Source organism: Arthrobacter sp. GmRoot5-12, from assembly GCF_059739365.1.
Genome location: NZ_AP046056.1, coordinates 901,124 through 924,693, shown reverse-complemented (window position 1 = coordinate 924,693; position 23,570 = coordinate 901,124). Strand labels below are relative to the sequence as shown.

Sequence of the window (23,570 nt, the reverse complement as noted above, 5' to 3'; positions counted from 1 at the left end):
CGCGGTGGAAGCTTTAGGCCAGACTGTTACCGTGAGCAACAACCCCCGGACTGCCCTGGCCGTCGCCGGACTCAGCCTGGGCACGGCACTGAACCCACTGAACTCCTCCATGATCGCCGTGGCCCTGGTGGTGCTGCGCGCCGACTTCGGGCTCGACGTTGCTGCCGTCACCTGGGTGGTCACCTCGTTCTACCTGGCCTCCGCAGCCGGGCAGCCGGTGATGGGCCGGCTCGCCGACCGGTTCGGCCCGCGGCGGATGTTCATGCTGGGCATGGGGCTGGTCGCCGTCACCTGCGCCCTGGCCCCGCTGGCCCCGAACTTCGCGCTGCTGTGCGTGGCACGGGCGGTCATGGCTCTGGGAACTGCCACCGCATATCCCAGTGCCGTGGTGATGGTGGGCGCTCTGGCGCACCGGGCCAAGGTGGACTCGGCCCGCCCGCTGGGCCGGCTGCAGATGGCCAACACGTCCGCAGCCGCGGTGGGCCCGGTGGTCGGCGGCCTGCTGGTGGGCTTCGTGGGCTGGGAGTCGCTGTTCCTGGTCAACGTCCCGCTGGCACTCGCGGCGTTGCTGACCGTGCGGAAGGCCGCACCGCCGGACCAGGTCCGGGAGCGCGGCAGCGTGGCGGAACTGGTGCGGGACTCCGACGTCCCGGGGATTGCCGGGTTCATCGCGGCCCTTCTCCTGGTCATGATGGCTGCGCTGAGCGTCGCGCCGGACTACCGGTGGTGGATGCTGGCCGCCGGAACCGTGGTCGCGGGGCTGTTTGCCTGGCGGGAGCTGCGCTTCGCCAAACCCTTCCTGAACCTGCGGCTGCTGGGCCGGAACCGGCCGCTGATGCTCGTGTACCTGGCGTTCGCCGTCTTCAGCAGCGTGTACTACTTCGTCTTTTTCGGCCTCCCGCAGCTGCTGCAGGAAGCCGGCGGTTACGACCCCGGCGTGGTGGGGCTGCTGATGCTGCCCCTGGCCGGCATGTCCGTGGTAGCCACCCCGTGGGCAGTCTCCGCCATGGGAAGGTTCGGTGTCCGGCGGGTGCTGCTTGCCGGCGTCGTCCTTTTGACCGTGGTGGCGGCGCTCATGTGGCTGCTGACCGGCACGCTGGCCATCCCCGTTGTGGTGGTACTGACCGCGTTGATGGGCATCCCGTACGGCACGGTCAGCATCGCCTCCAACCAGGGCATGTTCGTGTCCACCCGGCCGCAGGACCGCGGGGTGGCGGCCGGGATCTACCAGACCTGCCGCTACGTGGGCGCGATCACCGCCACCGTGATGATCGGCGTGTTCGCATCAGGCGGGGTGCACCAGGACAGCTGGATGCGGATGGTGCTGGCCATGCTGGTGCTCTGTGCCGTGACGTTCGGGATCTCCGTGTTCTGGCGGCAGCAGAAGGCCTAGGTGCGTTGCGCGGGTGCCCCCGGAAAGGTGTGTCCAGCCTGCGCTCACCTGCAGTAATACACCTCGCGGTTGTAAAGGAGCCGGTCCCTGACCTGTTGGCTGTCTTCCCGGTCGGTGCACCGCCCGGTGGTCTGCGCGTAGTGCTGGCCCACTTCGATGGACTCCCCATTCCGATCGAGGCTATGGGTATTGATCCGGGTCCGGACGGTGGAACCGGCTGACTGATCGTCCGGATAGGTGCTGGAGGAGTTGTACGACGACGATTCCAGGCCGCTGGGTGTAGAGACGTCAGTGCTGACTGTGACACCTGAATGGCAGAACCGGGGATCGCTGTAAGTGCCGCATTCGCCGGGCTTGCTGACTTGCGCGCCATCGCTGCTTGCTGCCTGTGCCGGTCCCGCAAAAGCCGCAGCGGCCAGCGCCACTGCGGTGCCAATAAGGGCGGTGCGTTTCGTGAACATCGTGATTCGTCCTGCCTGCCGGGGGTATGGAGAGCTCCAATTCTGGCCGCCGCCCCATCCGCCCCCTAGGGCCATTGGTCCCCGATGCCGGCCCTTGCCGCAGGATCAGGCTGGGGTGAGCAGCCAGGGGCTAAGTGGGTGCCACCGGCGTGACCCGGATCCGGGCAATCCGTAACCGGTCCATGCTGAGGACCGTCAACACGTACCCCGGTATCTGCACCCGGTCGCCTGCCTTTGGGAGGCGGCCCAGGCGGTCCATCACGAACCCGGCCACCGTTTCGTAGTGCCCCTCCGGGAGTTCGATTCCGGCGGCGGCCTTGAACTCCTGCAGGATCAGGCCGCCGTCCACGTCGATGGTTCCGTTGGCCACGTTGACCCGGTCCTCGTGCTCGACGCCGGTGTCGTATTCGTCGTAGATCTCGCCCACCAGTTCCTCCACCAGGTCTTCGAGCGTGACCACGCCGTCGGTGCCCCCGTACTCATCCACCACCAAAGCGATGTGCTGGTTGGTCTTGCGCATCCGTGAGAGGGAGGGGAGCACGCGGTTGGTGCCGGGCAGGGGCAGGATCTCCCGGGCGATGTCCCGCACGGGCGAATGGTCCTGCACCTCGTCGCGGGGCATCAGGTCGCGGATGTGGACGAAGCCCAGGACGTCATCCGGGCTGCGCCCGATCACCGGAAACCGTGAGTACGGGCCGTCCCTGACCATCCGGCGGGCGTCCGCCACCGTCATGGCACCGTCGATGAAGGTCACCTCCGTGCGCGGGCGCATCACCTCCTGCAGCGTCCGGTCGCCGGCGCCGAACACGTCGGCCAGGATGTGGCGGCTGCTCTCTTCGAGGAGTTCGTTCTCGGCCACCATGTCCCAGAGCTCTTCGGAACTGATGCTTTCCCGCTTGACGCGCGGGTCACCGCCAAAGAGCCTGACCACGGCGTCCGTCGAGACCGACAGGAGCCAGATGACCGGCCGCATGGCATGCGACAGGGCAATCAGCGGCGGGGCCAGGATGCGGGTGAAGGCAACAGGGCTTTGCAGCGCCAGCCTCTTGGGGGCGAGTTCGCCCAGGACCAGGGAAAGAAAAGCCACCAGCAGGGTCATGCCGATGAAGGACACGGGCCCGGCAGCCGCACCAAGTCCGAGGGCTTCAAGGAGGGGTACGACGGCGGGAGCGATCGCCGAGGCCCCATACGCCGCCGAGAAGAATCCGGACAGGGTCACGCCGATCTGGACCGTGGAGAGGAAACGGTTGGGGTTGCGGGCAAGGGCGGCAGTCCGGGCGCCGGTGTCCCCGGATTTCTCGATGCGGCGCACCTGGCTTTCGCGCAGGGAGACCAGTGCGATTTCCGCCGCCGCGAACACCCCGCCCAGCAGCACGAAACCGAGAACCAAAGCGATATTAACCAGGGTGCCGCTGTCCATGACACGACCTTACCCAGCCGCGGACCCGCCGGCGCCTGCCTTCGTGTCGAAGTCAGGACGCCGCGGGGCGGGGCCGAAGCCGGAGTGCCTGCATACCGCCGTCAACAGCCAGGTCCACTCCCGTGGTGGACCCGGCGAGGGGGCTGGCCAGGTATGTGACGGCTGCAGCGACCTCTTCCGGGCAGACGAGCCGGCCGTGCGGCTGACGGGCCTCAAGGGCGGCCCGCTCGGCCTCGGGGTCTGCCGCTGTGGACAGCAGGCGAGCGATCCACGGAGTGTCAGCGGTACCCGGGTTTACGCAGTTGACCCTGATCCCTTCCTGAAGGTGGTCGGCAGCCATGGCCAGGGTGAGTGACAGCACAGCACCCTTCGTTGCGCTGTAGAGGGCGCGTTGGGGCAGGCCTGCGGTAGCCGCGACGGAGCAAGTATTGACGATCGCCGCGTGGGAGGACCGGCGCAAGTACGGAAGGGCGGCCCTTGAAACGCGGACTATACCCATCACATTGATATCAAACACACGGTGCCACTCGTCGTCGTCGTTGGATTCAATGGTGCCCTGTGCGCCCACTCCGGCGTTGTTGGCCAGGATGTCGATCCCGCCCAGCTGCTCTGCTGCCTGCCGTACGGCCCGCCGGACAGAGCTGTCATCCGAGACGTCGCACTGAATTGCTGTGACCCCTTTCGGCGCCTGCTCGGGGCGGAGGTCCAAAACCGCCACTGCTGCGCCGCGCTCCTGCAGCAATTGGGCCGTTGCGGCCCCTATTCCGGAGGCTCCGCCGGTGACGATTGCCTTAAGTCCCGCAAACTCCATTGTCTGGTCCTTTCGTGGTCGGGCTACCTAGCCCTGGAAGAATTCCTGGCGCTGGCGGCCGAGTCCCGCTACTTCAATTTCGACGACGTCCCCGGCCTTCAGGTAAGGAAAGCGCCCGGACAGGGCGACCCCCTCCGGAGTGCCGGTGCAGATCAGGTCCCCTGGCTCAAGGACCAGGAACTGGCTGAGATCGTAGATCACCTGCTCCACCCCAAAGATCAGGTCACGGGTGGAGGAGTCCTGGCGGATTTCACCGTTGACCCAGCTCCGTAACTGCAGGTCGCCGGCGTCCACTTCATCCGGGGTGACCAGGTACGGGCCGGTGGGGCAGAATCCGGCGCAGCTCTTTCCCTTGGACCACTGGCCGCCGGACACCTCCAGTTGGAATGTGCGCTCGGACAGGTCATTGACGGTGACGTAGCCGGCGATGTGGTCGCGAGCCTGTTCGGGGGACTGCAGATAGGAAGCCTGCCGCCCGATGACCACTCCCAGCTCGACCTCCCAGTCGGTCTTGGTGGACCCGCGGGGAATCGCCACAGCATCGAACGGGCCTGCCACCGTGTTTGGGGCCTTATGGAAAATGATGGGCACCGACGGGGGAGCGGCCCCTGACTCGGCCGCATGGGCCGCATAGTTCATGCCCACGCATATGACCGATGACGGCCGGGCGATCGGGGCGCCGATCCGGGCACCATCAACTGCGATCTCTGCCAGTTCCCCGGCGGCTAGGGCTGCCGCTGTGCGCACCGGTCCGTCGGATTCCCAGAAGCCGGCATCGATGTCCGCCGCCACCTGTTCGAGGGAGTAGTACTTCTGGTGGTGCAGGACGGCTGGTACTTCCTTGCCTGGCTCGCCAATTCGTGCGAATTGCATGGTCCTTCTTTCGCTAATTGATGCTGTTGGGTTGGGGGAACTACGTGATGAGGCCGCGGTTGCGCAGCTCGGCCCATAGCTGGTCCGGGACTGCCTGCGATGCCAGATCGAGGTTTTGCTTCACCTGTTCGGGCGTCCGCATGCCCAGGACCACGCTTGTCACGGCGGGGTGCTGGTACGGGTACCTCAAGGCGGCGGCAGGGAGGGTGGTTCCATGCGACTCGCAGATGTCGGCCAGCAGGTATGCCCGGTCTAAAAGCTGCGGGGGCGCGGGTTGGTAGTTGTAGGTGGCGTTGCGCGCCGGACGGTCTTTGGAGAGCAGGCCGGAGTTGAAGACTCCGACGTTCACTACTCCCACTTTCCGCTCAAGGCACGCCGGCAGCAGATCCGCTGCTGCTCCCTGCTCCAGCAGCGTGTACCGGCCCGCCAGCATGATCACATCGATGTCCGTTTCGGTGACGAAGCGGGCGAGCATTTCGGACTGGTTCATGCCTGCGCCCCAGGCACCGATGACGCCCTCATCCCTCAAGGCGGACAGGGTGGGTGCGGCACCGTCGACAGCCTCGCTCCAGTAGTCGTCCGGGTCGTGGATGAAGACGATGTCGATCCGGTCAGTCCCGAGCCGCTGGAGGCTTTCCTCGATGGAGCGCAACACCCCCTCGCGTGAGTAGTCGCGGACCCGGACCAGATCATCGGGCACGTCGAACCCCTCGGTGTCCTTACCGTTCGGGAATGGGTTGGGTCGCAGTAGGCGCCCCACTTTGGTGCTGAGCACGTAGCTGTTGCGGTCCTGGCCGGCGAGTGCTTTTCCAAGGCGGCGCTCCGAAAGCCCCAGCCCGTAGTGTGGGGCTGTGTCGAAGTACCGGACGCCACCCTCCCAGGCTGCTTCAACGGCGTCGATCGCCTCCTGCTCCTGCACCTGCCGGTACAGGTTGCCGATGGGGGCGCCCCCAAACCCGAGGACGGGCAGTTGGATTGCGGTGCCGGGGATAGTGCGGGTTTCTGTTTGCATGGTTAGTCTTTCTCCTCTTCCGGGTGTGCCGGACCCCGGACTGCCTTGAGTCCGTAAGCGCGAACTGCGGTTCCACGGGCGACGTTTTCGCGTTCGTAAGAGGAGGCGTCGGACATCGCCTGCTCCACAGTGAGAATCCAGTCCTGGTACGCGGCCGGCTCCGTCAGAGAGACCGGCCAGTCACTGCCGATCATGCACCGATCGGCCCCAAAAACGTTTAGGGCTTCCAGGATGAAGGGCAGCGCCTGCGGCCCAAGTGGACGCGTGGGGTCAGCTTCCGCGCCCGCCCCTGAAATCTTCACGACGACGTTGGGCAGCCTGGCCAATCGACGCATCGCTGTGCTCCATTCGCTGAGGCTGCCGGCTGCAATGGGTGGTTTGCCCATGTGGTCCAGCACTATGCGCAGTTCCGGTATCCGGGCAGCAAAAGCTGCAAGTTCCGAAAGCTGCCACGAGCGGACGCAGGCGTCGAAGGCAAACCCGGCCCTCCCTACATGGCGGCCTCCGGCCAGTGTTTCCGCCGTCAGCATGAAACCGGCCTCCCTGTCCTGGAACAGCTGGCGCACCCCGCGGACCAGGGGCCGCTGACACAGCTCCGCAAGGTCTTCGGACACGCCGTCCCCGCGGTTGATGGGGGCATAGGCCACAATCGCCGCCAGCTCCGGCCAGGTGGCCCGGAGGCTCGCCACCCAGTCAACTTCCTTCAGCGCCTGGTCATCACGGCAATCGGCCTGCACAAAGACAGCCTGCGTCCCGGGCGCGTGTGGAAGTTCCCGTGGAAGGAAGGGCCGGTTCAGGGAAGGGGCACGGTTCAACCAGTCATAACTGAGCACGGAAGGGTCCCAGACGTGGACGTGTGAGTCTATTACCTGAAGCAACTGTCAGCCCTCATGCCTGTCCGTCGGGCCGAACGCCGATGGTCAGGAGCAGGTTCGCGTAGTGCCGGGTGTCCCCACTGGCGATGACGACGGCGACGTTCGGCGACCGCGCGGCATCGTAGAAGTCGAAGCGCTGGTGCGAAGTGATGGGAATTGCGGTGCCCAGCGCTCGTCCGTAGCCTTTGACTGCCTCCGTCCAGTTTCCGTCCGGAGGCGTCATTACCGCGGCGGCTTCGAGCGGAACGGCGTCGATCAGCACCTCCAGTACCTGGTCAATGGTCAGCAGGCCGGGCCGCAGATTCAGGGCTATCCGCCTCGCGGCTGCAGGGGCGCCGGTGTTGTGCGGGTAGTTTGCGTCCGCCAGGAGGATCTGCGAGCCGTGGCCGGATTCAGCGAGGGCTGCGAGCAGGCCCGGGTGGGTAAGTGTGTAGTTGATCATGCCTGTTCCCCTACCCTTTCCCCGGTCCCTGCCCGAGCGAAGGCGACACCGCGCTCAGCGCGGGCCGATTCCCATGCCTGTTCGGCTTGGCCGGCGTCGGTGCCGGCCCAATAACTGCCCCGGGGAAAGGAATACGCCTGCAACGTCTGCTCCTTCAGTTCCGACGAGTACCCAGGGTTCGCCGGCATGATGTAGGCGCCGTCCCGGATGATGCACGGATCCACAAAGTGTTCGTGCAAGTGATCCACGAATTCGGTGACCCTGCCGGCCAGGTCTCCGGAGACGGCAATGAAGTCGAAGATGGACAGGTGCTGGACGAGTTCGCACAGACCTACCCCGCCGGCATGTGGGCACACCGGGACACCGAACTTGGCGGCCATCAACTGGACGGCCAGCACTTCGTTGACGCTGGCGAGCCGGCAGGCATCCAACTGGCAATAGTCGATCGCCCCGGCCTGGAAGAGCTGTTTGAAAAGGACGCGGTTCATGCCGTGCTCGCCGGTGGCCACCCCGATCGGTTGGACGGCCCTTCGGATCTCGGCGTGGCCCAGGACGTCATCCGGGCTGGTGGGTTCCTCGATCCACAGCGGATTGAATTCAGCCAGCTGCTTGATCCAGTCGATGGCCTGCGGAACATCCCATACCTGGTTTGCGTCGATCATGAGGTTGCCCTCTGGCCCGATGACTTCGCGGGCGATCCTGAGGCGGCGAATGTCGTCCTCGAGGGATGCGCCAACCTTGAGTTTGATGTGGCGGTAGCCCTGGTCCACGGCCTCCTGGCAGAGCCGCCGTAGCTTCTCGTCCGAGTAGCCCAGCCAACCGGCCGAGGTGGTGTAGCACGGGTAGCCGTCCCGGGCCAGCTGGTGGATGCGCTGATCCCGGGTGGGGTCGAGTCGTTCCAGAAGCGCCAGGGCTTCCTCCCGGGTGAGGGCATCTGAAAGGTAGCTGAGGTCGGCCGCGTCCACGATCTGTTCGGCGGTCATGTCCACCAGGTAACGCCACAGGGGCTTTCCCGAGCGGCGGGCGGCAAGATCCCAGACGGCGTTCATCACGGCTCCGAGGGCAAGGTGCTCCACGCCTTTATCGGGCCCCAGCCAGCGAAGCTGGGAATCACGTTTCAAGCTTCGGTACGCCTCGCCAAGGTTGCCGCAAAGGACATCCAAGTCTTGGCCTATGAGGGGCCTGGCGCGCAGTTCCATCGCGGCGGAGCACACCTCATTGCCCCTGCCGATGGTAAAGGTGAAGCCGCAGCCATAAAGGTCTGGGTCGTCCGTTTTCAGCACGATGTACGCAGCGGAGTAGTCTGCGTCATGATTCATGGCATCTGAACCGTCTGCGGAAAGCGACGTGGGAAACCGCACGTCGAAAATATCGAAACCGGTGATTTGTGGCAAGGTGAGCCCTCCAGGTTCAGGCCGTGAAGACGGCGCTCCAGCAACATCGCGAGCGTCATCTGATGTATGTGGAAGTATTTGATGAGAATATCGGAAGAAGCATCCCTTTCCAAGGGATACATCTGATGAAAGTGAATTGTGCGTTCAGCGTCACTAGACGAAGCACTGGGAAAGGTGGCTGCGATGACCAACAGCAACTCCACTGGGTCGATGTCCCAAACCGACGTCGTTATTTCGGGCGTGAAGCAGATGCTGTCGTCCCGCAGGCTTCGGCCCGGCGACCGGCTGCCCATTGAGAAGGACCTGGCAGCAGAGCTGCAGGTTTCCCGGGGTTCCCTTCGGGAGGGCGTGCGGGCATTGTCCACTATGGGCATTCTGGAGACGAGGCAGGGCGCCGGCACCTTCGTGACCAGGCTGGAGCCGTCGGCTTTGCTCTCCGCGATGGAATTCTGGGTGGGCCTGCAGGATGGAGAGCGGGCAAACCAGGTGCACACTGTGCGGCGGGCCCTTGAGACAGAGGCTGCTGCCGCGGCAGCGGTTTGTATCGAAAGCTCGCAACTCGACGAGGCCGAAAGCATATTGGAGCGGGCGAACGCGGCCATTCAAGCATCGCCCATAGACCATGCCGGCGCCATGCAGTGTGACATCGAATTCCATCGGCTCATCGCCCATGCCTCAAGGAATCACGTGCTGTCAGCGCTGATCGAAACCGTCTCCACCAACACCATCCGCGGCCGGATGTGGCGGTCCATTCATGACAATGAAGGCCTGCTGGCCACGCATCGGGAGCACTTGGGAATCCTGGAGGCGCTCAGGCGGAATGACGTGGACAGGGCCAGAACCCGCATGGCGAACCACCTGTACGCGGTGGAGGACTACGTGACAACCATTCCCGCTCCCGAGCTTGAGGAACAGACGTAGGATTCGTCAGACCTTGTATTGACTATTTCCGACAAATAGCCGATTTAGGGTCGATCCAGGAATTTTGGAGTCAAAAAGATCAGATGATTCCTTGACTTTCCAAACTGGGGCGGGTCATGCTGTTGGGGACAAGGGTTGCGGGAATTACAGCGGGCAGGCCACGAGGACGTCGCCGGGCAGCCTTTGTCCCCAGCTATTGAAAGGACGTTCGTTGTGTCGACTAACCGTGTTACCGGCAAGCTGCTGACAGCTGCAGCGGTTGCAGCCCTGGCCGTCGGAAGCCTTACCGCATGTGGTTCCTCAAGCGGGAGTTCATCATCAGGGGAGAGCAAGGAAGCCTCCGCCATGTACACCTGGATCACCAATGAAAACGACAGGGCCCAGTGGCAGGCCTTTGTGGACGCAGCCAAGAAAAAGGACCCTGCATTCAACCTCACTTTGGAGGGTCCGAGCTTCAACGATTACTGGACCAAGGTCAAGACCCGCCTCTCCAGTTCCGGAGCGCCGTGCATCATCACAACGCAGGCGGCTCGTGCCCAGGAGCTTAAGGACCTTACGGTGCCGCTGGACGACATGGTTAAGAGCAACAACATTGACGTGTCCATGTACAACAAGGCAATGATCGACGGCCTGACCGTTGATGGCTCGCTGCGGGGGATACCTTATGACGCCGAACCGGTGGTTCTTTACTACAACAAGGATCTCCTGGCCGCGGCCGGCGTGGCGCCGCCTACCACCAAATACACCACCAGCCAGTTCGCGGCCGACCTTAAGGCGCTGACAAAAGGCGGCGTGATGGGCCTCGCAGTGCCGCCGGGATTCGGCTCGGGCCCGGGGCTTCCCATGGCATTCGCCAACGGCAATGAACCGGTCAAGGATGGAAAGCTTGACCTCACCAACCAGGGCCTCGTCAACGACCAGCAGTTTGCCTTCGACCTTGTGGCAAAGGCGCAAGTTGCGAACCCGCCGCAGGCGTCGGACGGGACCGATGTGCCGGAGCAGCAGTTCATGAGCGGCAAGGCGGCGATGATCATCGACGGTCCCTGGATGTACGACACCCTGACCACCAAAACGCAGGGCAAGGTGGGCATCGCCGTCGTCCCTTCCACCTCGGGAGAGAGCATCGGCATGATCCAGGGGTCCGCGTTTGCCATCGCAGCGTCCTGTAAGGACAAAGAAGCTGCCTTCAAGAACATCATGAAGATCACCACTCCTGAGGTCATCGGCGCTGTTGGGGCCGCCCGTGGAACCGTTCCATCTGTTGAGTCCGCGGTGAAGGACTGGGCCGGGACCAAGCCGGCGGCTGACGTGGCAGTTGTCCAGGCCCTTCTGAAGAGCGGGCGTCCGCTGGTTACCACCCCTAGCTGGAACCAGGTGGAGACCAACTTCACGCAGTACTCCGGAGAAGGCTTCCGCGGCAGCAAGACCGCGCAGGAACTCCTCTCCACCATCATGAATTCAGCCAAGTAAACTCCCCGGGGGCAGGCTCCCGCACCGGAGCCTGTCCCCTTCATGGAACAGGTCAACGATGACTGCTTTACCCACACTTGCTGTCAAAGACGTGAAAAGGACCCCCGCCAGGGGCGGGCAGGGCCGGCTCGCAGCGGCTTACCTCGCTCCCGGGATGCTCGGGTTCCTGATTTTTATCGTGCTTCCGCTGGTGGCTTCGCTGGTCATCAGCCTGTTCGACTGGCCCTTGTTCGGGGCACCAAAATTCGTGGGGCTGGACAACTACGTTCGGCTGCTCACTGGTGACCCGGTGTTCTGGACGGTTCTGGGCAACACCCTCTTTTTTGCCGTCTCCTACACCGTGGTCAACCTGATCGCTGCCCTGGCTGTTGCCACCTGGCTTCACAACCTGGGCAGTTGGGGCCCGTTCTTCCGGGTGCTGTTCTTCATTCCGGTGGTGACCCCCATGGTCGCCAACGCGTTGGTTTGGCGCCTGATGCTGACCGATGACGGCGTCATCAACAGCTTTCTGGCCAACTTTGGCATACACGGGCCTTCCTGGCTCAGTGACAGCCAGCTCGCCATGGGGTCGTTGATCGCAATGTCTGTCTGGCAGGGGATCGGCTACAACATCATCGTTCTCGGCGCAGGGCTCAGCGGCATCTCGCCGAATTTGCTTGAGGCCGCCCGCATCGATGGGGCAGGAGCCTGGCAGCGGTTCTTCCGGGTGGTGCTGCCGATGCTGTCGCCGTCGCTCTTCTTCTGCACGGTCATGACCATCATCGGCTCTTTCAAGGTATTTACCCAGCCTTACCTGCTGACACTCGGCGGGCCGGGCGATTCCACCAACACGATCGTTCTGTACCTCTACCGCAACGGTTTCTCCTTTGACAAGCTCGGCTACGCGTCGGCACTCGCTTGGGCGTTGTTCGTCATCGTCATGCTCATCACCGCACTGCAGTTCTCGCAGCAAAAGAGGCTGGTCAACTATGACAACTGAAACTCTCGCCCAACCGGAAATCGACAAGGGCCTCGCGCACCGTCGGCACGCAACAGCGTCGCGGAAGAAGAGGCGGGCCGGCCGCCTCGTCAGCCGCATCGGCGTTGTCCTGGTCGGCGCTGCGTTCTTCTTCCCGTTCCTCTGGATGTTCGCCACATCGCTGAAGCCCACCTCCGAAATATTCTCCACCGGTGCCAGCTTCCTTGCCTCCCGCGTGGAGTGGTCGAACTACCAAACAGTGTGGACCGCTATTCCCTTCGGACGGGTCATCATCAACAGCTTCTTGGTGGCCGTCTCCGGAGCGGTGCTGACAACGGTCGTGTCATTGCTGTCCGCCTACGCTTTTGCCCGGCTGCAGTTCAGGCACCGGGAGAAGTTGTTCCTCGTTTTCCTTGGCACGCTGGTGCTGCCCCAGGAAGTCCTGGTAATTCCGCTCTACATCATGATGGCAAAGCTGGACATGATTAACTCCCTGCCGGCGCTCATCGTCCCTTTTGCTTTCGGTGCCTTCGGTGCCTTCCTGATCCGACAGTTCCTGCTGTCCCTGCCCGTTGAGTTTGAAGAGGCAGCCCGTATCGACGGAGCAGGTTCGATCAGGATCCTGTGGAGCGTGATCCTTCCGCTTGTCCGTGCGCCGCTGGCCGTGGTGGCTGTCTTCAGTTTCATCGATTACTGGAGCAGTTTCCTGTGGCCGCTGATCGTCATCAACGACGTCTCGCAGGCAACCATTCCACTGGGGCTCTCCATGTTCTCCGGTGAACGCGGAACGGACTGGGGACCGCTCATGGCGGCCGCTACTTTGGCGGTGATTCCCAGCCTGCTCGTCGTCATCCTCCTGCAGCGCCAGCTCGTGAAAGGCGTCAGCATGGGCGGCTTCGGCGGCCGCTGAGCACCGCCCTGACCCCTGGAATTCCCAAAATCAACCATCTGGAAATTGGAGTGCATTATGACTGACAGCACAGCTATGCCTGAAGACTGGAACAAATTGGCCAGGCCCGTGCCGGAGTGGTTCCAGAACGCGCCGTTCGGCATCTTCATCCACTGGGGCGCCTACTCCGTTCCCGCCTGGGCCGAACCCATCGGCGCCCTGGGCACCATCGAGGACCGCGAGTGGTTTACCCACAACCCTTATGCGGAGTGGTACTACAACACCATCCGCATTGACGGCAGTCCTGCCCAACAGCACCACCGGGACGTGTTCGGAGGCGAGGACTACGACGCCTTCCTGGACCAGTGGAAAGCAGAACAGTTCGATCCGGGGGACTGGGTGGAGCTGTTCAAATTCGCCGGTGCCGATTACGTGGTGCCCACCACGAAGCACCATGACGGCATCGCGCTCTGGGACGCTCCGGGAACAGGCGAACGGAACACGGTCCACCGCGGACCGCGCAGGGACCTGATCGGCGAAATCGCCCGGGCCGTGGGTGACAAGGGCCTGAAGCTGGGCCTGTACTATTCCGGCGGACTGGATTGGCATGTACGCCCCTTCCCGCCGCTCGTCACCAGCGAAAGCGTCCACGACACTTCCCGCCCCAAGGACGCCGGCTACGCCGAATACGCCTACAACCACGTGGTGGACCTGGTGGACAAGTATCGTCCAGACGTCCTGTGGAACGACATCGAATGGCCCGACGCCGGCAAGCACTTTGGCGAGTACGGGCTCGGCCGGCTGTTCGAGCACTTCTACTCGATCAGTCCGCAAGGCGTGGTGAACGACCGGTGGGGCGCCACCCACAAGGACTATGCCACCAGCGAGTACGAAGCGGCCAGGGAGAACGAGTCCGAATCCGAGTGGGAGAACTGCAGGGGCATCGGATTCTCCTTCGGCTACAACCAGGTGGAAGGACCGGAGCAGTCGCTGACCGGCCAGCAGTTGGCCCGCCAGCTCACGGACGTGGTCTCCCGCGGTGGCCACTTCCTGCTGAACGTGGGACCGCGGGCGGACGGCACCATTCCTGAGATCCAGCGCCAGGCCTTGACCGATCTTGGCCACTGGATGGCTTCCGCCAAGCAGTACCTCGTGGGTGCCCGTCCGCTTCAGGATGGAACCGTGGCAAGCAGCGACGACCCCTGGATCCGCTGGGTTGACCGCGGAACGGAAGCCGTGGCCTTCGTTGACTTGCTAGGCGGGGGAACGGAAGCCGCCTTGAAGCTGGACGCGGGCAGGTTCTCATTGTCACAAGCGTCAGCGGCGGGTGACGGCGGAACGGTCGAGGCCACCGTGGATGGACTCAAAGTCACCCTGTCGCCTGACCGAACCGGGCCGGCCATCGTCCGCGTCCCCAAGGCATAGTCCCGGAAGTGCATCGACGGCGGCGGGCAGCACCCGCCGCCGTCGTGCGTTACCTCAAAATCAATGGCTTAGGTGTACATCAGCGAGCCGGGCGTAGTGAGTTTTTCGCCGGTTTCCAGCCATGTCTTCAGGCCGGAGAGGATCATCGGCCAGCCGCCGTAAAGCTGTTCGTTGGCACCCTCGCGCAGGTCGCTGTGGGTGACGGTGAGGTGGCAGGAATCGCCCACCGGTTCGATCTCCCAGGTGATGGTGGACGTGCCCTCGGCCTTGACGTCCTCGCCCCACAGGGCGCGCATGGTCTGGACCAGGCGGCGCGGCGGGTCCACCTCCAGGTTTTCGCCTTCGCCGAGGGCCTCCCCGGCCTTCGGGTTGCCCATCACGAAGCGTCCGCCCGGTGACCAGTCGGAATCGATGGTGTTGCCGAACTGGTACTTGCTGCGGATGTCGCTGTCCGTGATTGCTTCCCAGAGCCGTTCGGGCGTGGTCTTGATGTAGATCTCGAAGATTTTTTCCATGGGACTTTCCAATCTGGATTTGAGGTCGCTGAGGGCAGCGGCCCATGGTTCTGCGTATTTGCTGACCCAGCGGTCGTGGACCAGGCGGATGGGGACAGGATTGAGGAAGTGCAGCTTTTCCCGACCCCGACGGCGGGTCACCACCAGGCCTGCGTCCTCCAGGATGCGGAGGTGCTTGGCGATCCCGAACCGGCTCATGCTGAACCGGGCTTCAAGGGCGCTCAGGGTTTGGCCGTCCTCGCGGTAGAGCTCATCGAGCAGGTCCCGGCGGGTGGGGTCGGAGAGTGCCTTGAACACGTCGTCCATGACAGCAATGATATGTGACCTATTGGTCACCTATCAAGGGGTTTTGCCTGCCTCAGTTGCGGGAGGCAAGGTTCCGGTCCCGCTCCTCGAACACTTCCTCACCGGGCCCGGTGAACGCGCGCGACCTTTCCACTGCCTCGATGGAGCCGGTGAACAGCTGCGATTCGTGCGGGTCCGCCGGGGGACGGGCACCGGCGGCCGGGGGCGACCCCAGCCCGCGCAGTGGTGCCCTGCGCCGTGCGGCCGTGCCGCCGTCGTCCGCTGCCTGCTCCCAACGCTGGTGCGGCAGGGCCTCCGGATGGTTCTGCTGCAGGAACATGACCATGGTTTCCCGGACCAGGCAGCGCAGGTCGAAGAGCGCGGCACTGTCCGCCGCGCTGACCAGGATCCGGACGCGGACAAAGCCGCCGGTGGCGTCGGTGATCTGCAGGACGCCCACGCGCTCGTCCCAGAGCTCGGAATCCGCCAGGACGCGGCGCAGTTCGGTGCGCATGTCCTCCACGGGGGCGCGCCAGTCCAGGTCGAACTCCACGGTGCCCATGACCTCGGACTGGCGGCGGGTCCAGTTCTCGAAGGGCGTGGTGGTGAAGTAGGTGGACGGCAGGATGAGCCGCCGGTCGTCCCAGAGGTGCACCACCACGTAGGTGAGGGTGATCTCCTCGATCCGGCCCCATTCCTTCTGCACCACCACCACGTCGTCCACGCGGATGGCATCGGTGAACGCCAGCTGCATGCCGGCAAAGACGTTCACCAGCGACGTCTGCGCGGCGAGGCCCGCAACGATGGAAATCACCCCGGCGGACGCCAGCAGCCCCGCGCCCAGCGCCTGGATGGCGGGGAAGGTCAGCATCGCGGTGCCGACGGCGAGCACCACCACCAGTGCCACGGCAATGCGCCGTGCCAGGATCATCTGCGTGCGCAGGCGCCGTGCCCGCCGGTTGTCCGCCACGTCCACGCTGTGCCGGTTCAGCACCACGGCTTCCACGATGAGCAGCACCGCGACGGCGAGCCAGGCGACCGCGCCGATGAGGGCGATCAGCAGGAGATGGTCGACGCCGGCGTGCCAGCTTTCGTTGTTGGCCGTGAGCCTGAGGGCAGCACGGACGCCCACCAGGCACAGTGCCAGCCGCAAGGGCTGGCGGGCCACCCGGGAGGTTGCCTGCAGCTCGGGCCGGTTCCGGTTCAGATGGAGGACCACCTTGCGGAGCAGCCAGGACAGGACCAGTCCGGCGGCCACCGCCACGGCGACGGCAAGGAAGGGCATGGCGCGGTTAAGTAGGTCTGGCATCCGTTAACCACTACCAACTTCGGCGGCAGGACCGAAATCGCGCCGGCGCCTTGGCGTGCCCCGCTTATGGCCCCAGCGGCAGCAGGAGCAAGGCAACGAGTGCCGGGACGGTGGCCGCGAGGGTTCCCGGCACACTCTCCCATTTACTTGGGTAGTGGCCCTGGATGTCGGCGAGCAGCATGGTGGGGGCGGTGAGGACCATGTTGGCGCAGCAGTAGACCACCAGTGTGTAGCCCACCACGAGCTGCCCGGAGTTGGCGGCAACCACTCCGGCGATCACCCCCAGCGCAATCACCAGGTTCCTGTAACCGGTGGGGATGGCCCACATCATCACTGCACGCACATTTTCCGGCGGCGTGCTCAGGAACTTCTGAGCCCACCGGTGACGGCGGAGGAGGAAGCTCTCCACTGGAAACACGACGATGTAGATGGCTGCGGCGAGTACCGCGAAGACCTGCGCTGCGGCGTTCATGCTTGCAGCGTAGGGCTGCGCCTGCGGGCTGCTCCATCCCCGGATTGGGGGATCTTGGACGCCCACGCCGACGCTGGCGCCCGCGCTCGTACCGGAAGGCCGTTTGGCACGTGTTCATCTCCCCACCACGTGGGTAGCCTTGGGCCCATGCAGAAGATATCGATTGACGCGCTGGCCCGGCAGCAGCTCGAAGCAGCCATCGGCTCCCCGAACGGAAGGGCTGCGGACACGGTGTACGGGGGTCACGAAAAGATCCTCCGGCAGACGGTTATGGCGATGACCGCGGGAACGCAGCTGAGTGAGCACCAGAATCCGGGCGACGCCACGGTGTTCGTGATCCGGGGCTGCGTCAGCCTCCGCGCCGGCGGGGAATCCTGGCAGGGCAAGTCCGGCGACCTGCTGATCGTCCCGCCCGGTCTGCACAGCCTTCACGCAGAGGAGGACTCCACCTTCCTGTTCACGGTGGCCAAGCACCGGGACTGACCCAGGGTCAGGCCGGGTCCTTGACGGTGTCCTTCACCGGCCGGGGCTCCAGCCAGATGCGTTCACGGGGGCCCGGTGGGTAGGCGTAGCGCTTACCGGCAAGGGTGATCACCAGGGCGGCAACCACAGGAATCGCCGCCGCCGCCGGGACCAGCAGCGGGCCGCCAACCACCAGGGCCGCGGAGCCGTAAAGTGCCCCGACGGTGATGCCCAGCTGGATGGTCAGGACGGTGAGCCCGTTCGCGGCCTCACTGTATTCGCCGCCGGCCCGGAGGATCGCCGACTGGTTGTAAATGCCGATCGCGCCCAGGCCGGCTCCCCAAATGGTCATCAGCACCAGGGCGGCGGGCAGGTTCCCCACGGCGAGGGGCAGGAGGAACATCGATGCTGCGATGGCCGCCGTCGTGATGAGCAGCGAGCGGCGGGGACGCGAGTCCACGGTGAGTCCAGCGATCCAAATACCCAGCAGTCCGGACCCGCCCAGCACCGTGAGCGAGAGGCTGATGGCGTAGTCCGGCAGGGCCGCCTCGCGGATGAACGGCGCGATATAGGTGAACAGCGCGAAGTGGGCCAGGACCAGCAGCGGCCAGGCGGTGGCCACCGACTTCACGCCGGGCTGGCCGATGGCCCTGCGCAGTGACGGCCGGACCGAATCGGTAATGCGCCGGACGCGGGGAAGCAGCCAGAACGCCAGCACGGTCAGGAGCACGCCGAACCCGGCGAGCACCAGGAACGCTGCGCGCCAGCCCAGGAATACGCCCAGAGCCGTACCCACCGGAGCGCCGATGGCCAGGCCCAGGCTGTTGCCGCTGAACACGATGGCCAGGGCCTTGCCCACCTTGTCCGCCGGGACCACACGGGATACGAACGGCGCCATGGTGGTCCACAGCAGCCCATGCGCCAGCCCGCCCACCAAACGCGCGATCATCGCGGCGGTGAAATCCGGTGCGAGTCCCACCATCGCGTTGCTGAGCGCGAAGGTCAGGACCAGCCCAACCAGCAGGGCGTGCCGGGGAATCTTCCCCAGCAACCGGGCGGCCGGAACCACTGTGACAACAATGACGGCGGCGTAGGCGGCGGCAAGGTAGCCGGCCACCGGCTCGGACACTCCCAGGCCGGTGCTGATCTGGGGCAGCAGGCCGGACGGCAGGAGTTCAGTGGTGATGGCCGTAAAAGCGATGGTGGCGAGGACCACCATCGCGGCATACGGAAAACGGGCAGGTTCCGGCGCAGGGATCGCGGAAGACATGGGGGAAGCGTCCATTCAAGGGGGAGGGTGTGGAATGCGGCGCTGCTCGCCTGACAATTCCTCCCTTAAATTTACCGGATCGAAGGGTCTGTCACAGACATGACACGTTGTCCGGATCGTGCTCCCGCTCCTGCCGTGCGGGACCCGCTGCCAGGCTCCCCGAACCGGGTCCCCGGCCGTGGTCCCCGGCCGTGATCCCCGAACCGTGATTCCGGTCGGGAAGTCCTACCTGCGGCCGAAATCGGTGTCCGTGTACGACCCCGGCCGGCCGGACGCACTGCCTTGGCAAGTACAGGTGCCCTGCACTTCGATGCGCACCGCCGTCGGCCGCGCGGCGTCCAGGTGCAGGGTCACGGGCTCATGGTCCGCAGCGGCGACGCGCAGGAGTGATTCTTCGGGGGAGATGGCAGACATCGCTGTCCTTTCGGAAGGGGGTCGTTTTAGGGGGATTGTTCAGGAGGAGTGTTTCCGGGTGGCAAGCCGGGGGCGTGCCGCCCGGGACGAAGTGCCGAATCAGCGGCCGGCTGATTCGCTGGCCTGCAGGGTTTGGTTAAGGCGTGTGTCCAGCAATCCTGCCGCGACCGCCGGTGCCAGCCCGGGGGCCAGCGGAAGGCGGGGGACCACCAGGCAGTGCCACAGGTGGTAGATGTCCGCCTTGCCTGACCATACGGTGGAGGAGACATTGCCGTTCTCGTCGAGTTCCTGCTTCCAGGACCCATGCTCGTAGTCGATGAACCAGTCACGGGCATGGTCCCAGATCCGCTCATACCAGTCCGCGTACTTCTGGTCCCCCGTGGCGATATAGAGGGCTGCCGCACCCCCGATTGCCTCGGCGGGCACCCAGCGGATGCGGGTGGTGACCACCGGCTTGCCCTCCCAGTCAACGGTGTACACAAAGCCGGGGTGGCCGTCCGGTTCCCAGGCGTCGCGGATGGCGGCGTCAAACAGGCCGCGCGCATCGTCGAGCAGCCAGGCCGGGACGTCCAGGCCGCGGGCTTCGAGCCCGGCACGGAGGTGGAGGAGCAGGCGCGCCCACTCAACCCAGTGGCCTGGGGTGCCGCCGTACGCCCGGAACTGGCTGGCCCGGTCATCGGTGTTGTACTCCGGCATGGGGTTCCACTCCGGGTCGAAGTGCTCGAACACCCGGTAGTTGTTGTTGCGGGCAAAGTTGTGGATGAGCACTTCGGCGATGTGCAGGGCCCGTTCGAGCCAGCGGTTCTCCCCGGTCACATCGGCCACAATGAGGTATGCCTCCACGGAATGCATGCTCGCGTTTCCGCCACGGTATGCCTCGGTTTCCGTGAATTCCCGGTTCCACGAGTCGAAACACATGTTGGCCTGGTGGTCCCAGAATTTGGTGTCAGCCACCCGGAGCGCCTCGTCCAGCAATTCGCGGGCCCCTGGCCGCCCTGCGGCGACGGCACTGGCAGCGGCGAGGAGCACGAAGGAATGCTGGTAGCCGGACTTCGTATCGTTCACGGGGCCGTTCGCGTCCACCTCGGCGTACCAGCCGCCGAACTCATCGTCGTGGAGGGGGCCGTTGAGCGCAGCGATGCCGTGGTCCACAAGGAGCGCGGCACCCGGCCTGCCCATCAGCGCGGCGACGGCGAAACTGTGCGTCATCCGGGCGGTGATCCACAGATGGGTGGGCTTGTCGGCGAACACCTTGCCGTAGTTGTCCAGCCAGCCGAATCCGGTGGGGACCTTGGAGGCCTCGGCAAAGCGGACCAGCCGGTCCGTCTCCGCCTCAAGCCATCGTGCGTGGGCGGCACTGTCGAGCCACGTCATGTTAATTCCTCTCTCTGGTGCTGGTGCAGGTGAAAATGTCGGATCAGGCGACGGCATCGGATATGCCGCGGATGATGGTGGCGGCCGCGCCCAGGTAGGCCAGGACGATCAGCAGTATCTGCGCGGCGCGGGTGGGGACGTGCTTGGCGGCGAGGTCGCCGAGAACCAGGCCGGCCAGGCAGGCGACGGCGACGGCGAGCCACATCGCCAGGGGCATCACGGGGAACGTCTGGGGCGCGGTGATCGCCTTGGAGATGAGCGAGAAGACGCCGATGGTGAAGAAGTACGGTTGCATCGTGGCCGCGAAGGACTTGTGCTGCCACCGGGTGGCGATGGAATACATGCTGACGGCTGGACCGCCCACTCCTGCCGCTGTGTTCATGAACCCGCTCAGGCTGCCGGCGGTGAGCAGGTACCGCCGGCGCGCCGGCAGCGTGGCGGACTTCAGGGCCAGCAGGATGGTCAGTCCGGCGGCGAGGATCACCCCGATGGAAATTTCCAGGACCGCCGCCGGGACCAGCCGGATCAGGAATGCGGCCGGGACAATGCCGAGCAGCGCCGAGGCCGCGAGCATCAGGTACCGCTTCCAGTCGATGTCCCGCACCACCCGGAAGATGATGGCGCCCGCCGTCACGGCGCCGCAGACATTCACCAGCACTACTCCTTCCACCGGGCCCAGGAGCAGGACCAGGAAGGGCGCGGCCACCAGGGCGAAGCCCATCCCGGTGATCCGCTGCATCCCGGCGCCCATGACGACGGCGCCCAGCACCAGTCCGGTGGTCAGCACTTACGGCCGCCAGGCCACGTACTGGACCTCCTCGAACTCTTCGAGGCCCAGGCTTGATCCTTCCCGGCCCAGGCCCGACTGCTTGGCGCCGCCCATGGGAGCGAAAGCAACGGAGGGCAGGGGATCGTTGACGCCCACGATGCCGGCTTCGAGGCGTTCGGGGATGTCCCAGCCGCGCTTGGCGCTGCTGGTCCACACGTAGGCAGCCAGGCCCATCTCGGTGGCGTTCGCCTTCCTGATGGCGTCCTCTTCGGAGGAGAAGGTGACGACGCCGGCCGCCGGGCCAAAGACTTCCTCGGTCACCAGGCGTGCGTCGTCCGGGACGTCCGCCAGCAGGGTGGGTGCCAGGAAGGACCCCTTGGCCGGGACGTCGGTGCGCTGGGTGACCTGCCGGGCGCCCCGGCTGAGTGCGTCGTCCACCAGGGACTGAACCGCGGCCACCCTTTCGGCGTCGATAACGGGACCGAGCTCCGGAACCGGTGCGCCGCCGTCGGGAACGCCGTGGCCGATGCTCATCGCATCAAAGCGGGCGCCCAGCCTCTGTGCAAACTCTTCCGCGATGCCCTCCTGGACCAGGAACCGGTTGGCGGCAACGCAGGACTGGCCCGTGTTGCGGAGCCGGCCCAGGACGGCACCGTCGACGGCGGCGTCCAATTCGGCGTCCTCGAACACGATGAAGGGTGCGTTGCCGCCCAGCTCCAGCAGTGGCCGGACCACGCGTTCCGAGGCTGAGGCCATGATCTGCCGGCCCACGCCGGTGGATCCGGTGAAACTGACGGCCCTGACCGCGGGGTGGGACATCAGGGCGGCGGTGATGTCACGGGAGGGGCCGTGGACCACGTTGACCACGCCGGCGGGGAAGCCGGCGTCGTGCAGGACTTCGAACAGTCCCGTGGCAGCCAGCGGCGCCTTCTCAGACACCCGGCCCACCACCGTGCAGCCTGCGGCCAGCATCGCGGCGAGCTTCCGCGCCTGGATGGAGACCGGGAAGTTCCAGGGGGTGAGGCTGAGCGCCACTCCGATGGGTTTGCGCAGGCTCAGATGGCGGCGGCCACGCAGTTCAGGCGGGCTGACGGTGCCGGTGGCCCGGCGCGCCTCCTCCGCGAACCAGCGGAAGTACTCCACGGAGAAGTCCACCTCCCCCTGCGCTTCGGGAAGCCGTTTGCCGGCTTCGAGTGCCAGGGTGTGGGCCAGTTCGTCGCGGCGTTCTGCCAGGAGGTCGGCGGCGTTGCGGAGCAGGTCTGCCCGGTGGCGGACGGTGGAGCCGGACCAGGAATTGAAGGCCTCCGCGGCGGCGCCGGCGGCCTTGGTGGCATCGTCGGCCGTGCCCCAGGCCACCTCTCCCACGGTGGTGCCGTTGCCCGGGTCAATCACGTCCTTGGCGGTTCCGGAGGTGTGCCAGGTGCCGTTAATGAGGTGCCGGGCGGATTTGAGGTTCATGGATTGTGCCTTTCGTAGGGCTGGGAAAAGATTCGGCAGTTCCGGGCGGCCGCCAAAGCCGGGCCCGGGGCCTGGTTCCTTATCCCTTGCTCGCGCCGGCGGTGATGCCGGCTACAAAGTAGCGCTGCAGGAAGACGTAGGCGATGACGACGGGCAGGGATGCCAGGATCACGCCGGCGAACAGCAGCGGGTAGTTGGTTTGGAACTCGCCCTGGAAACTCAGCAGAGCCAGCGGCAGGGTGCGGTTGCCGGGTGACTGGATGAACAGCAGCGGGTACAGCAACTCGTTCCAGTGGATGACGAACAGGAAGATGGCGGCTGCGGCAATGGAGGGCGCCGAGAGCGGCAGGGCGATGGAGAAGTAGGTCTTCCACGGTCCGCTGCCGTCGATGGAGCTGGCCTCGTAGAGTTCCTTGGGCAGGGTCCGCATGAACCCGCCCAGGATGAACACGGCGATGGGCAGCGTGGAGACCACGTTGGCCACGACCAGGCCGGCCAGGTTGTCCAGCAGGCCAAGCCGGCCGAAGAGCACATAGAGCGGCACCATGTTGGCCTGCGCCGGGATGGCCATGCCCAGGACCAGGAACCCGAAGATGGCCCAGGCCATAAATCCCTTCAGCCGGGACACTGCGTAGCCGGCCAGGCTGGCAAGGAACAGGGTGAGCGGCACGGAGATACCCGTGACGATCGCGCTGTTCATGAAGGATGAGCCCAGGTTCTGGCCGCCCACCACTTCCGCGAAGTTGTCGGCGGAGAGGGAGTGCGGCAGGCTGAATGGCCCGGCGAACAGTTCCTGCGTGGACTTGAAACTGCCGAACGCCACCACGGTCAGTGGAACGATGATGATGACCGCATAGATGGCCAGGATGGCGCGGCGGCTTAGTGAGGCGAGCATGCT

General features: G+C 65.1%; 24 protein-coding genes. 7 read left to right on the top strand and 17 right to left on the bottom strand.

Annotated elements, in window-relative coordinates; all coding sequences use genetic code 11:
* Positions 1-31 precede the first annotated feature (31 nt).
* Positions 32-1,393 carry an MFS transporter gene (locus AC6JAM_RS04135; protein ID WP_495635341.1) on the top strand — a complete coding sequence of 454 codons (1,362 nt, stop codon included), beginning with the start codon at positions 32-34 and terminating at the stop codon, positions 1,391-1,393.
* A 44-nt stretch (positions 1,394-1,437) separates the two neighbouring features.
* Here AC6JAM_RS04135 and AC6JAM_RS04130 read toward each other — a convergent pair whose 3' ends face one another.
* The 8 genes from AC6JAM_RS04130 to AC6JAM_RS04095 all read right to left on the bottom strand — a co-directional run bounded on the left by AC6JAM_RS04130 (position 1,438) and on the right by AC6JAM_RS04095 (position 8,681).
* Positions 1,438-1,854, bottom strand: coding sequence for a hypothetical protein (locus AC6JAM_RS04130; protein ID WP_056389367.1), 417 nt, complete (start codon positions 1,852-1,854; stop codon positions 1,438-1,440).
* 130 nt (positions 1,855-1,984) lie between these two features.
* Positions 1,985-3,274 carry a hemolysin family protein gene (locus AC6JAM_RS04125; RefSeq protein ID WP_497934123.1) on the bottom strand — a complete coding sequence of 430 codons (1,290 nt, stop codon included), beginning with the start codon at positions 3,272-3,274 and terminating at the stop codon, positions 1,985-1,987.
* A gap of 52 nt (positions 3,275-3,326) precedes the next feature.
* On the bottom strand, positions 3,327-4,085 hold the full coding sequence (locus AC6JAM_RS04120) for an SDR family NAD(P)-dependent oxidoreductase (RefSeq protein WP_018771372.1): 759 nt from the start codon (positions 4,083-4,085) through the stop codon (positions 3,327-3,329).
* A gap of 27 nt (positions 4,086-4,112) precedes the next feature.
* The gene (locus AC6JAM_RS04115; protein WP_018771371.1) at positions 4,113-4,958 is read right to left on the bottom strand and encodes a fumarylacetoacetate hydrolase family protein; all 846 of its coding nucleotides are present in this window, start codon (positions 4,956-4,958) and stop codon (positions 4,113-4,115) included.
* Positions 4,959-4,998: 40 nt separating this feature from the next.
* Positions 4,999-5,970, bottom strand: a complete 972-nt coding sequence (locus tag AC6JAM_RS04110) for an aldo/keto reductase (protein WP_497934122.1) — start codon at positions 5,968-5,970, stop codon at positions 4,999-5,001.
* A gap of 2 nt (positions 5,971-5,972) precedes the next feature.
* A complete protein-coding gene (locus tag AC6JAM_RS04105; protein WP_082581688.1) occupies positions 5,973-6,848 on the bottom strand; it encodes an amidohydrolase family protein in 876 nt (291 codons plus the stop codon).
* Between the two features lie 10 nt (positions 6,849-6,858).
* Positions 6,859-7,287 carry an RbsD/FucU domain-containing protein gene (locus AC6JAM_RS04100; RefSeq protein WP_018771368.1) on the bottom strand — a complete coding sequence of 143 codons (429 nt, stop codon included), beginning with the start codon at positions 7,285-7,287 and terminating at the stop codon, positions 6,859-6,861.
* Positions 7,284-8,681 carry an L-fuconate dehydratase gene (locus tag AC6JAM_RS04095; protein ID WP_018771367.1) on the bottom strand — a complete coding sequence of 466 codons (1,398 nt, stop codon included), beginning with the start codon at positions 8,679-8,681 and terminating at the stop codon, positions 7,284-7,286. The genes AC6JAM_RS04100 and AC6JAM_RS04095 overlap by 4 nt, the downstream gene beginning before the upstream one ends.
* A gap of 183 nt (positions 8,682-8,864) precedes the next feature.
* Here AC6JAM_RS04095 and AC6JAM_RS04090 point away from each other — a divergent pair, with 183 nt between their 5' ends.
* The 5 genes from AC6JAM_RS04090 (at position 8,865) to AC6JAM_RS04070 (ending at position 14,344) form a co-directional block, all read left to right on the top strand.
* Positions 8,865-9,602 carry a FadR/GntR family transcriptional regulator gene (locus AC6JAM_RS04090; RefSeq protein ID WP_018771366.1) on the top strand — a complete coding sequence of 246 codons (738 nt, stop codon included), beginning with the start codon at positions 8,865-8,867 and terminating at the stop codon, positions 9,600-9,602.
* A 213-nt stretch (positions 9,603-9,815) separates the two neighbouring features.
* A complete protein-coding gene (locus tag AC6JAM_RS04085; protein WP_051081442.1) occupies positions 9,816-11,072 on the top strand; it encodes an ABC transporter substrate-binding protein in 1,257 nt (418 codons plus the stop codon).
* A gap of 91 nt (positions 11,073-11,163) precedes the next feature.
* Complete coding sequence (locus tag AC6JAM_RS04080; protein WP_495635345.1) at positions 11,164-12,051, top strand: ABC transporter permease subunit; 888 nt, start codon at positions 11,164-11,166, stop codon at positions 12,049-12,051.
* On the top strand, positions 12,041-12,940 hold the full coding sequence (locus AC6JAM_RS04075) for a carbohydrate ABC transporter permease (protein WP_018771363.1): 900 nt from the start codon (positions 12,041-12,043) through the stop codon (positions 12,938-12,940). Before AC6JAM_RS04080 ends, AC6JAM_RS04075 begins: the two co-directional genes overlap by 11 nt.
* Positions 12,941-12,997: 57 nt before the next feature.
* Positions 12,998-14,344: an alpha-L-fucosidase gene (locus tag AC6JAM_RS04070; protein ID WP_497934120.1), complete on the top strand. Its 1,347-nt coding sequence runs from the start codon at positions 12,998-13,000 to the stop codon at positions 14,342-14,344.
* Between the two features lie 68 nt (positions 14,345-14,412).
* Here the strand turns inward: AC6JAM_RS04070 and AC6JAM_RS04065 are convergent, their stop codons facing one another.
* The 3 genes from AC6JAM_RS04065 to AC6JAM_RS04055 form a co-directional block, all read right to left on the bottom strand.
* The gene (locus tag AC6JAM_RS04065; protein WP_056389385.1) at positions 14,413-15,165 is read right to left on the bottom strand and encodes an ArsR/SmtB family transcription factor; all 753 of its coding nucleotides are present in this window, start codon (positions 15,163-15,165) and stop codon (positions 14,413-14,415) included.
* Between the two features lie 52 nt (positions 15,166-15,217).
* The gene (locus AC6JAM_RS04060; RefSeq protein WP_018771360.1) at positions 15,218-16,429 is read right to left on the bottom strand and encodes a mechanosensitive ion channel family protein; all 1,212 of its coding nucleotides are present in this window, start codon (positions 16,427-16,429) and stop codon (positions 15,218-15,220) included.
* An 88-nt stretch (positions 16,430-16,517) separates the two neighbouring features.
* Positions 16,518-16,925 (bottom strand): DUF1304 family protein, encoded by a 408-nt coding sequence (locus tag AC6JAM_RS04055; RefSeq protein ID WP_018771359.1) that lies wholly within the window; start codon positions 16,923-16,925, stop codon positions 16,518-16,520.
* Positions 16,926-17,072: 147 nt separating this feature from the next.
* Here AC6JAM_RS04055 and AC6JAM_RS04050 point away from each other — a divergent pair, with 147 nt between their 5' ends.
* Complete coding sequence (locus tag AC6JAM_RS04050) at positions 17,073-17,408, top strand: cupin domain-containing protein (RefSeq protein WP_018771358.1); 336 nt, start codon at positions 17,073-17,075, stop codon at positions 17,406-17,408.
* Positions 17,409-17,415: 7 nt separating this feature from the next.
* Here the strand turns inward: AC6JAM_RS04050 and AC6JAM_RS04045 are convergent, their stop codons facing one another.
* The 6 genes from AC6JAM_RS04045 to AC6JAM_RS04020 form a co-directional block, all read right to left on the bottom strand.
* Entirely contained in the window at positions 17,416-18,657 is a 1,242-nt protein-coding gene (locus tag AC6JAM_RS04045; protein ID WP_497934119.1) for an MFS transporter, read from the bottom strand.
* Between the two features lie 225 nt (positions 18,658-18,882).
* Complete coding sequence (locus AC6JAM_RS04040) at positions 18,883-19,071, bottom strand: hypothetical protein (RefSeq protein WP_018771356.1); 189 nt, start codon at positions 19,069-19,071, stop codon at positions 18,883-18,885.
* Between the two features lie 99 nt (positions 19,072-19,170).
* On the bottom strand, positions 19,171-20,445 hold the full coding sequence (locus AC6JAM_RS04035) for an AGE family epimerase/isomerase (protein ID WP_497934118.1): 1,275 nt from the start codon (positions 20,443-20,445) through the stop codon (positions 19,171-19,173).
* A gap of 43 nt (positions 20,446-20,488) precedes the next feature.
* On the bottom strand, positions 20,489-21,232 hold the full coding sequence (locus AC6JAM_RS04030) for a sulfite exporter TauE/SafE family protein (RefSeq protein WP_018771354.1): 744 nt from the start codon (positions 21,230-21,232) through the stop codon (positions 20,489-20,491).
* A complete protein-coding gene (locus AC6JAM_RS04025) occupies positions 21,233-22,672 on the bottom strand; it encodes an NAD-dependent succinate-semialdehyde dehydrogenase (protein WP_497934117.1) in 1,440 nt (479 codons plus the stop codon).
* Between the two features lie 79 nt (positions 22,673-22,751).
* Complete coding sequence (locus AC6JAM_RS04020; RefSeq protein WP_018771352.1) at positions 22,752-23,567, bottom strand: carbohydrate ABC transporter permease; 816 nt, start codon at positions 23,565-23,567, stop codon at positions 22,752-22,754.
* Positions 23,568-23,570 lie beyond the last annotated feature (3 nt).

Excerpts from the sequence above, each read along its gene's own strand:
- AC6JAM_RS04120 (WP_018771372.1), bottom strand. The coding sequence starts at position 4,085 with ATGGAGTTTGCGGGACTTAAGGCAATCGTCACCGGCGGAGCCTCCGGA.
- AC6JAM_RS04075 (WP_018771363.1), top strand. The coding sequence starts at position 12,041 with ATGACAACTGAAACTCTCGCCCAACCGGAAATCGACAAGGGCCTCGCG.
- AC6JAM_RS04035 (WP_497934118.1), bottom strand. The coding sequence starts at position 20,445 with ATGACGTGGCTCGACAGTGCCGCCCACGCACGATGGCTTGAGGCGGAG.
- AC6JAM_RS04055 (WP_018771359.1), bottom strand. The coding sequence starts at position 16,925 with ATGAACGCCGCAGCGCAGGTCTTCGCGGTACTCGCCGCAGCCATCTAC.
- AC6JAM_RS04025 (WP_497934117.1), bottom strand. The coding sequence starts at position 22,672 with ATGAACCTCAAATCCGCCCGGCACCTCATTAACGGCACCTGGCACACC.
- AC6JAM_RS04100 (WP_018771368.1), bottom strand. The coding sequence starts at position 7,287 with ATGATCAACTACACACTTACCCACCCGGGCCTGCTCGCAGCCCTCGCT.
- AC6JAM_RS04070 (WP_497934120.1), top strand. The coding sequence starts at position 12,998 with ATGACTGACAGCACAGCTATGCCTGAAGACTGGAACAAATTGGCCAGG.
- AC6JAM_RS04040 (WP_018771356.1), bottom strand. The coding sequence starts at position 19,071 with ATGTCTGCCATCTCCCCCGAAGAATCACTCCTGCGCGTCGCCGCTGCG.
- AC6JAM_RS04110 (WP_497934122.1), bottom strand. The coding sequence starts at position 5,970 with ATGCAAACAGAAACCCGCACTATCCCCGGCACCGCAATCCAACTGCCC.
- AC6JAM_RS04060 (WP_018771360.1), bottom strand. The coding sequence starts at position 16,429 with ATGCCCTTCCTTGCCGTCGCCGTGGCGGTGGCCGCCGGACTGGTCCTG.
- AC6JAM_RS04020 (WP_018771352.1), bottom strand. The coding sequence starts at position 23,567 with ATGCTCGCCTCACTAAGCCGCCGCGCCATCCTGGCCATCTATGCGGTC.
- AC6JAM_RS04090 (WP_018771366.1), top strand. The coding sequence starts at position 8,865 with ATGACCAACAGCAACTCCACTGGGTCGATGTCCCAAACCGACGTCGTT.
- AC6JAM_RS04050 (WP_018771358.1), top strand. The coding sequence starts at position 17,073 with ATGCAGAAGATATCGATTGACGCGCTGGCCCGGCAGCAGCTCGAAGCA.
- AC6JAM_RS04065 (WP_056389385.1), bottom strand. The coding sequence starts at position 15,165 with ATGGACGACGTGTTCAAGGCACTCTCCGACCCCACCCGCCGGGACCTG.
- AC6JAM_RS04125 (WP_497934123.1), bottom strand. The coding sequence starts at position 3,274 with ATGGACAGCGGCACCCTGGTTAATATCGCTTTGGTTCTCGGTTTCGTG.
- AC6JAM_RS04045 (WP_497934119.1), bottom strand. The coding sequence starts at position 18,657 with ATGTCTTCCGCGATCCCTGCGCCGGAACCTGCCCGTTTTCCGTATGCC.
- AC6JAM_RS04130 (WP_056389367.1), bottom strand. The coding sequence starts at position 1,854 with ATGTTCACGAAACGCACCGCCCTTATTGGCACCGCAGTGGCGCTGGCC.
- AC6JAM_RS04115 (WP_018771371.1), bottom strand. The coding sequence starts at position 4,958 with ATGCAATTCGCACGAATTGGCGAGCCAGGCAAGGAAGTACCAGCCGTC.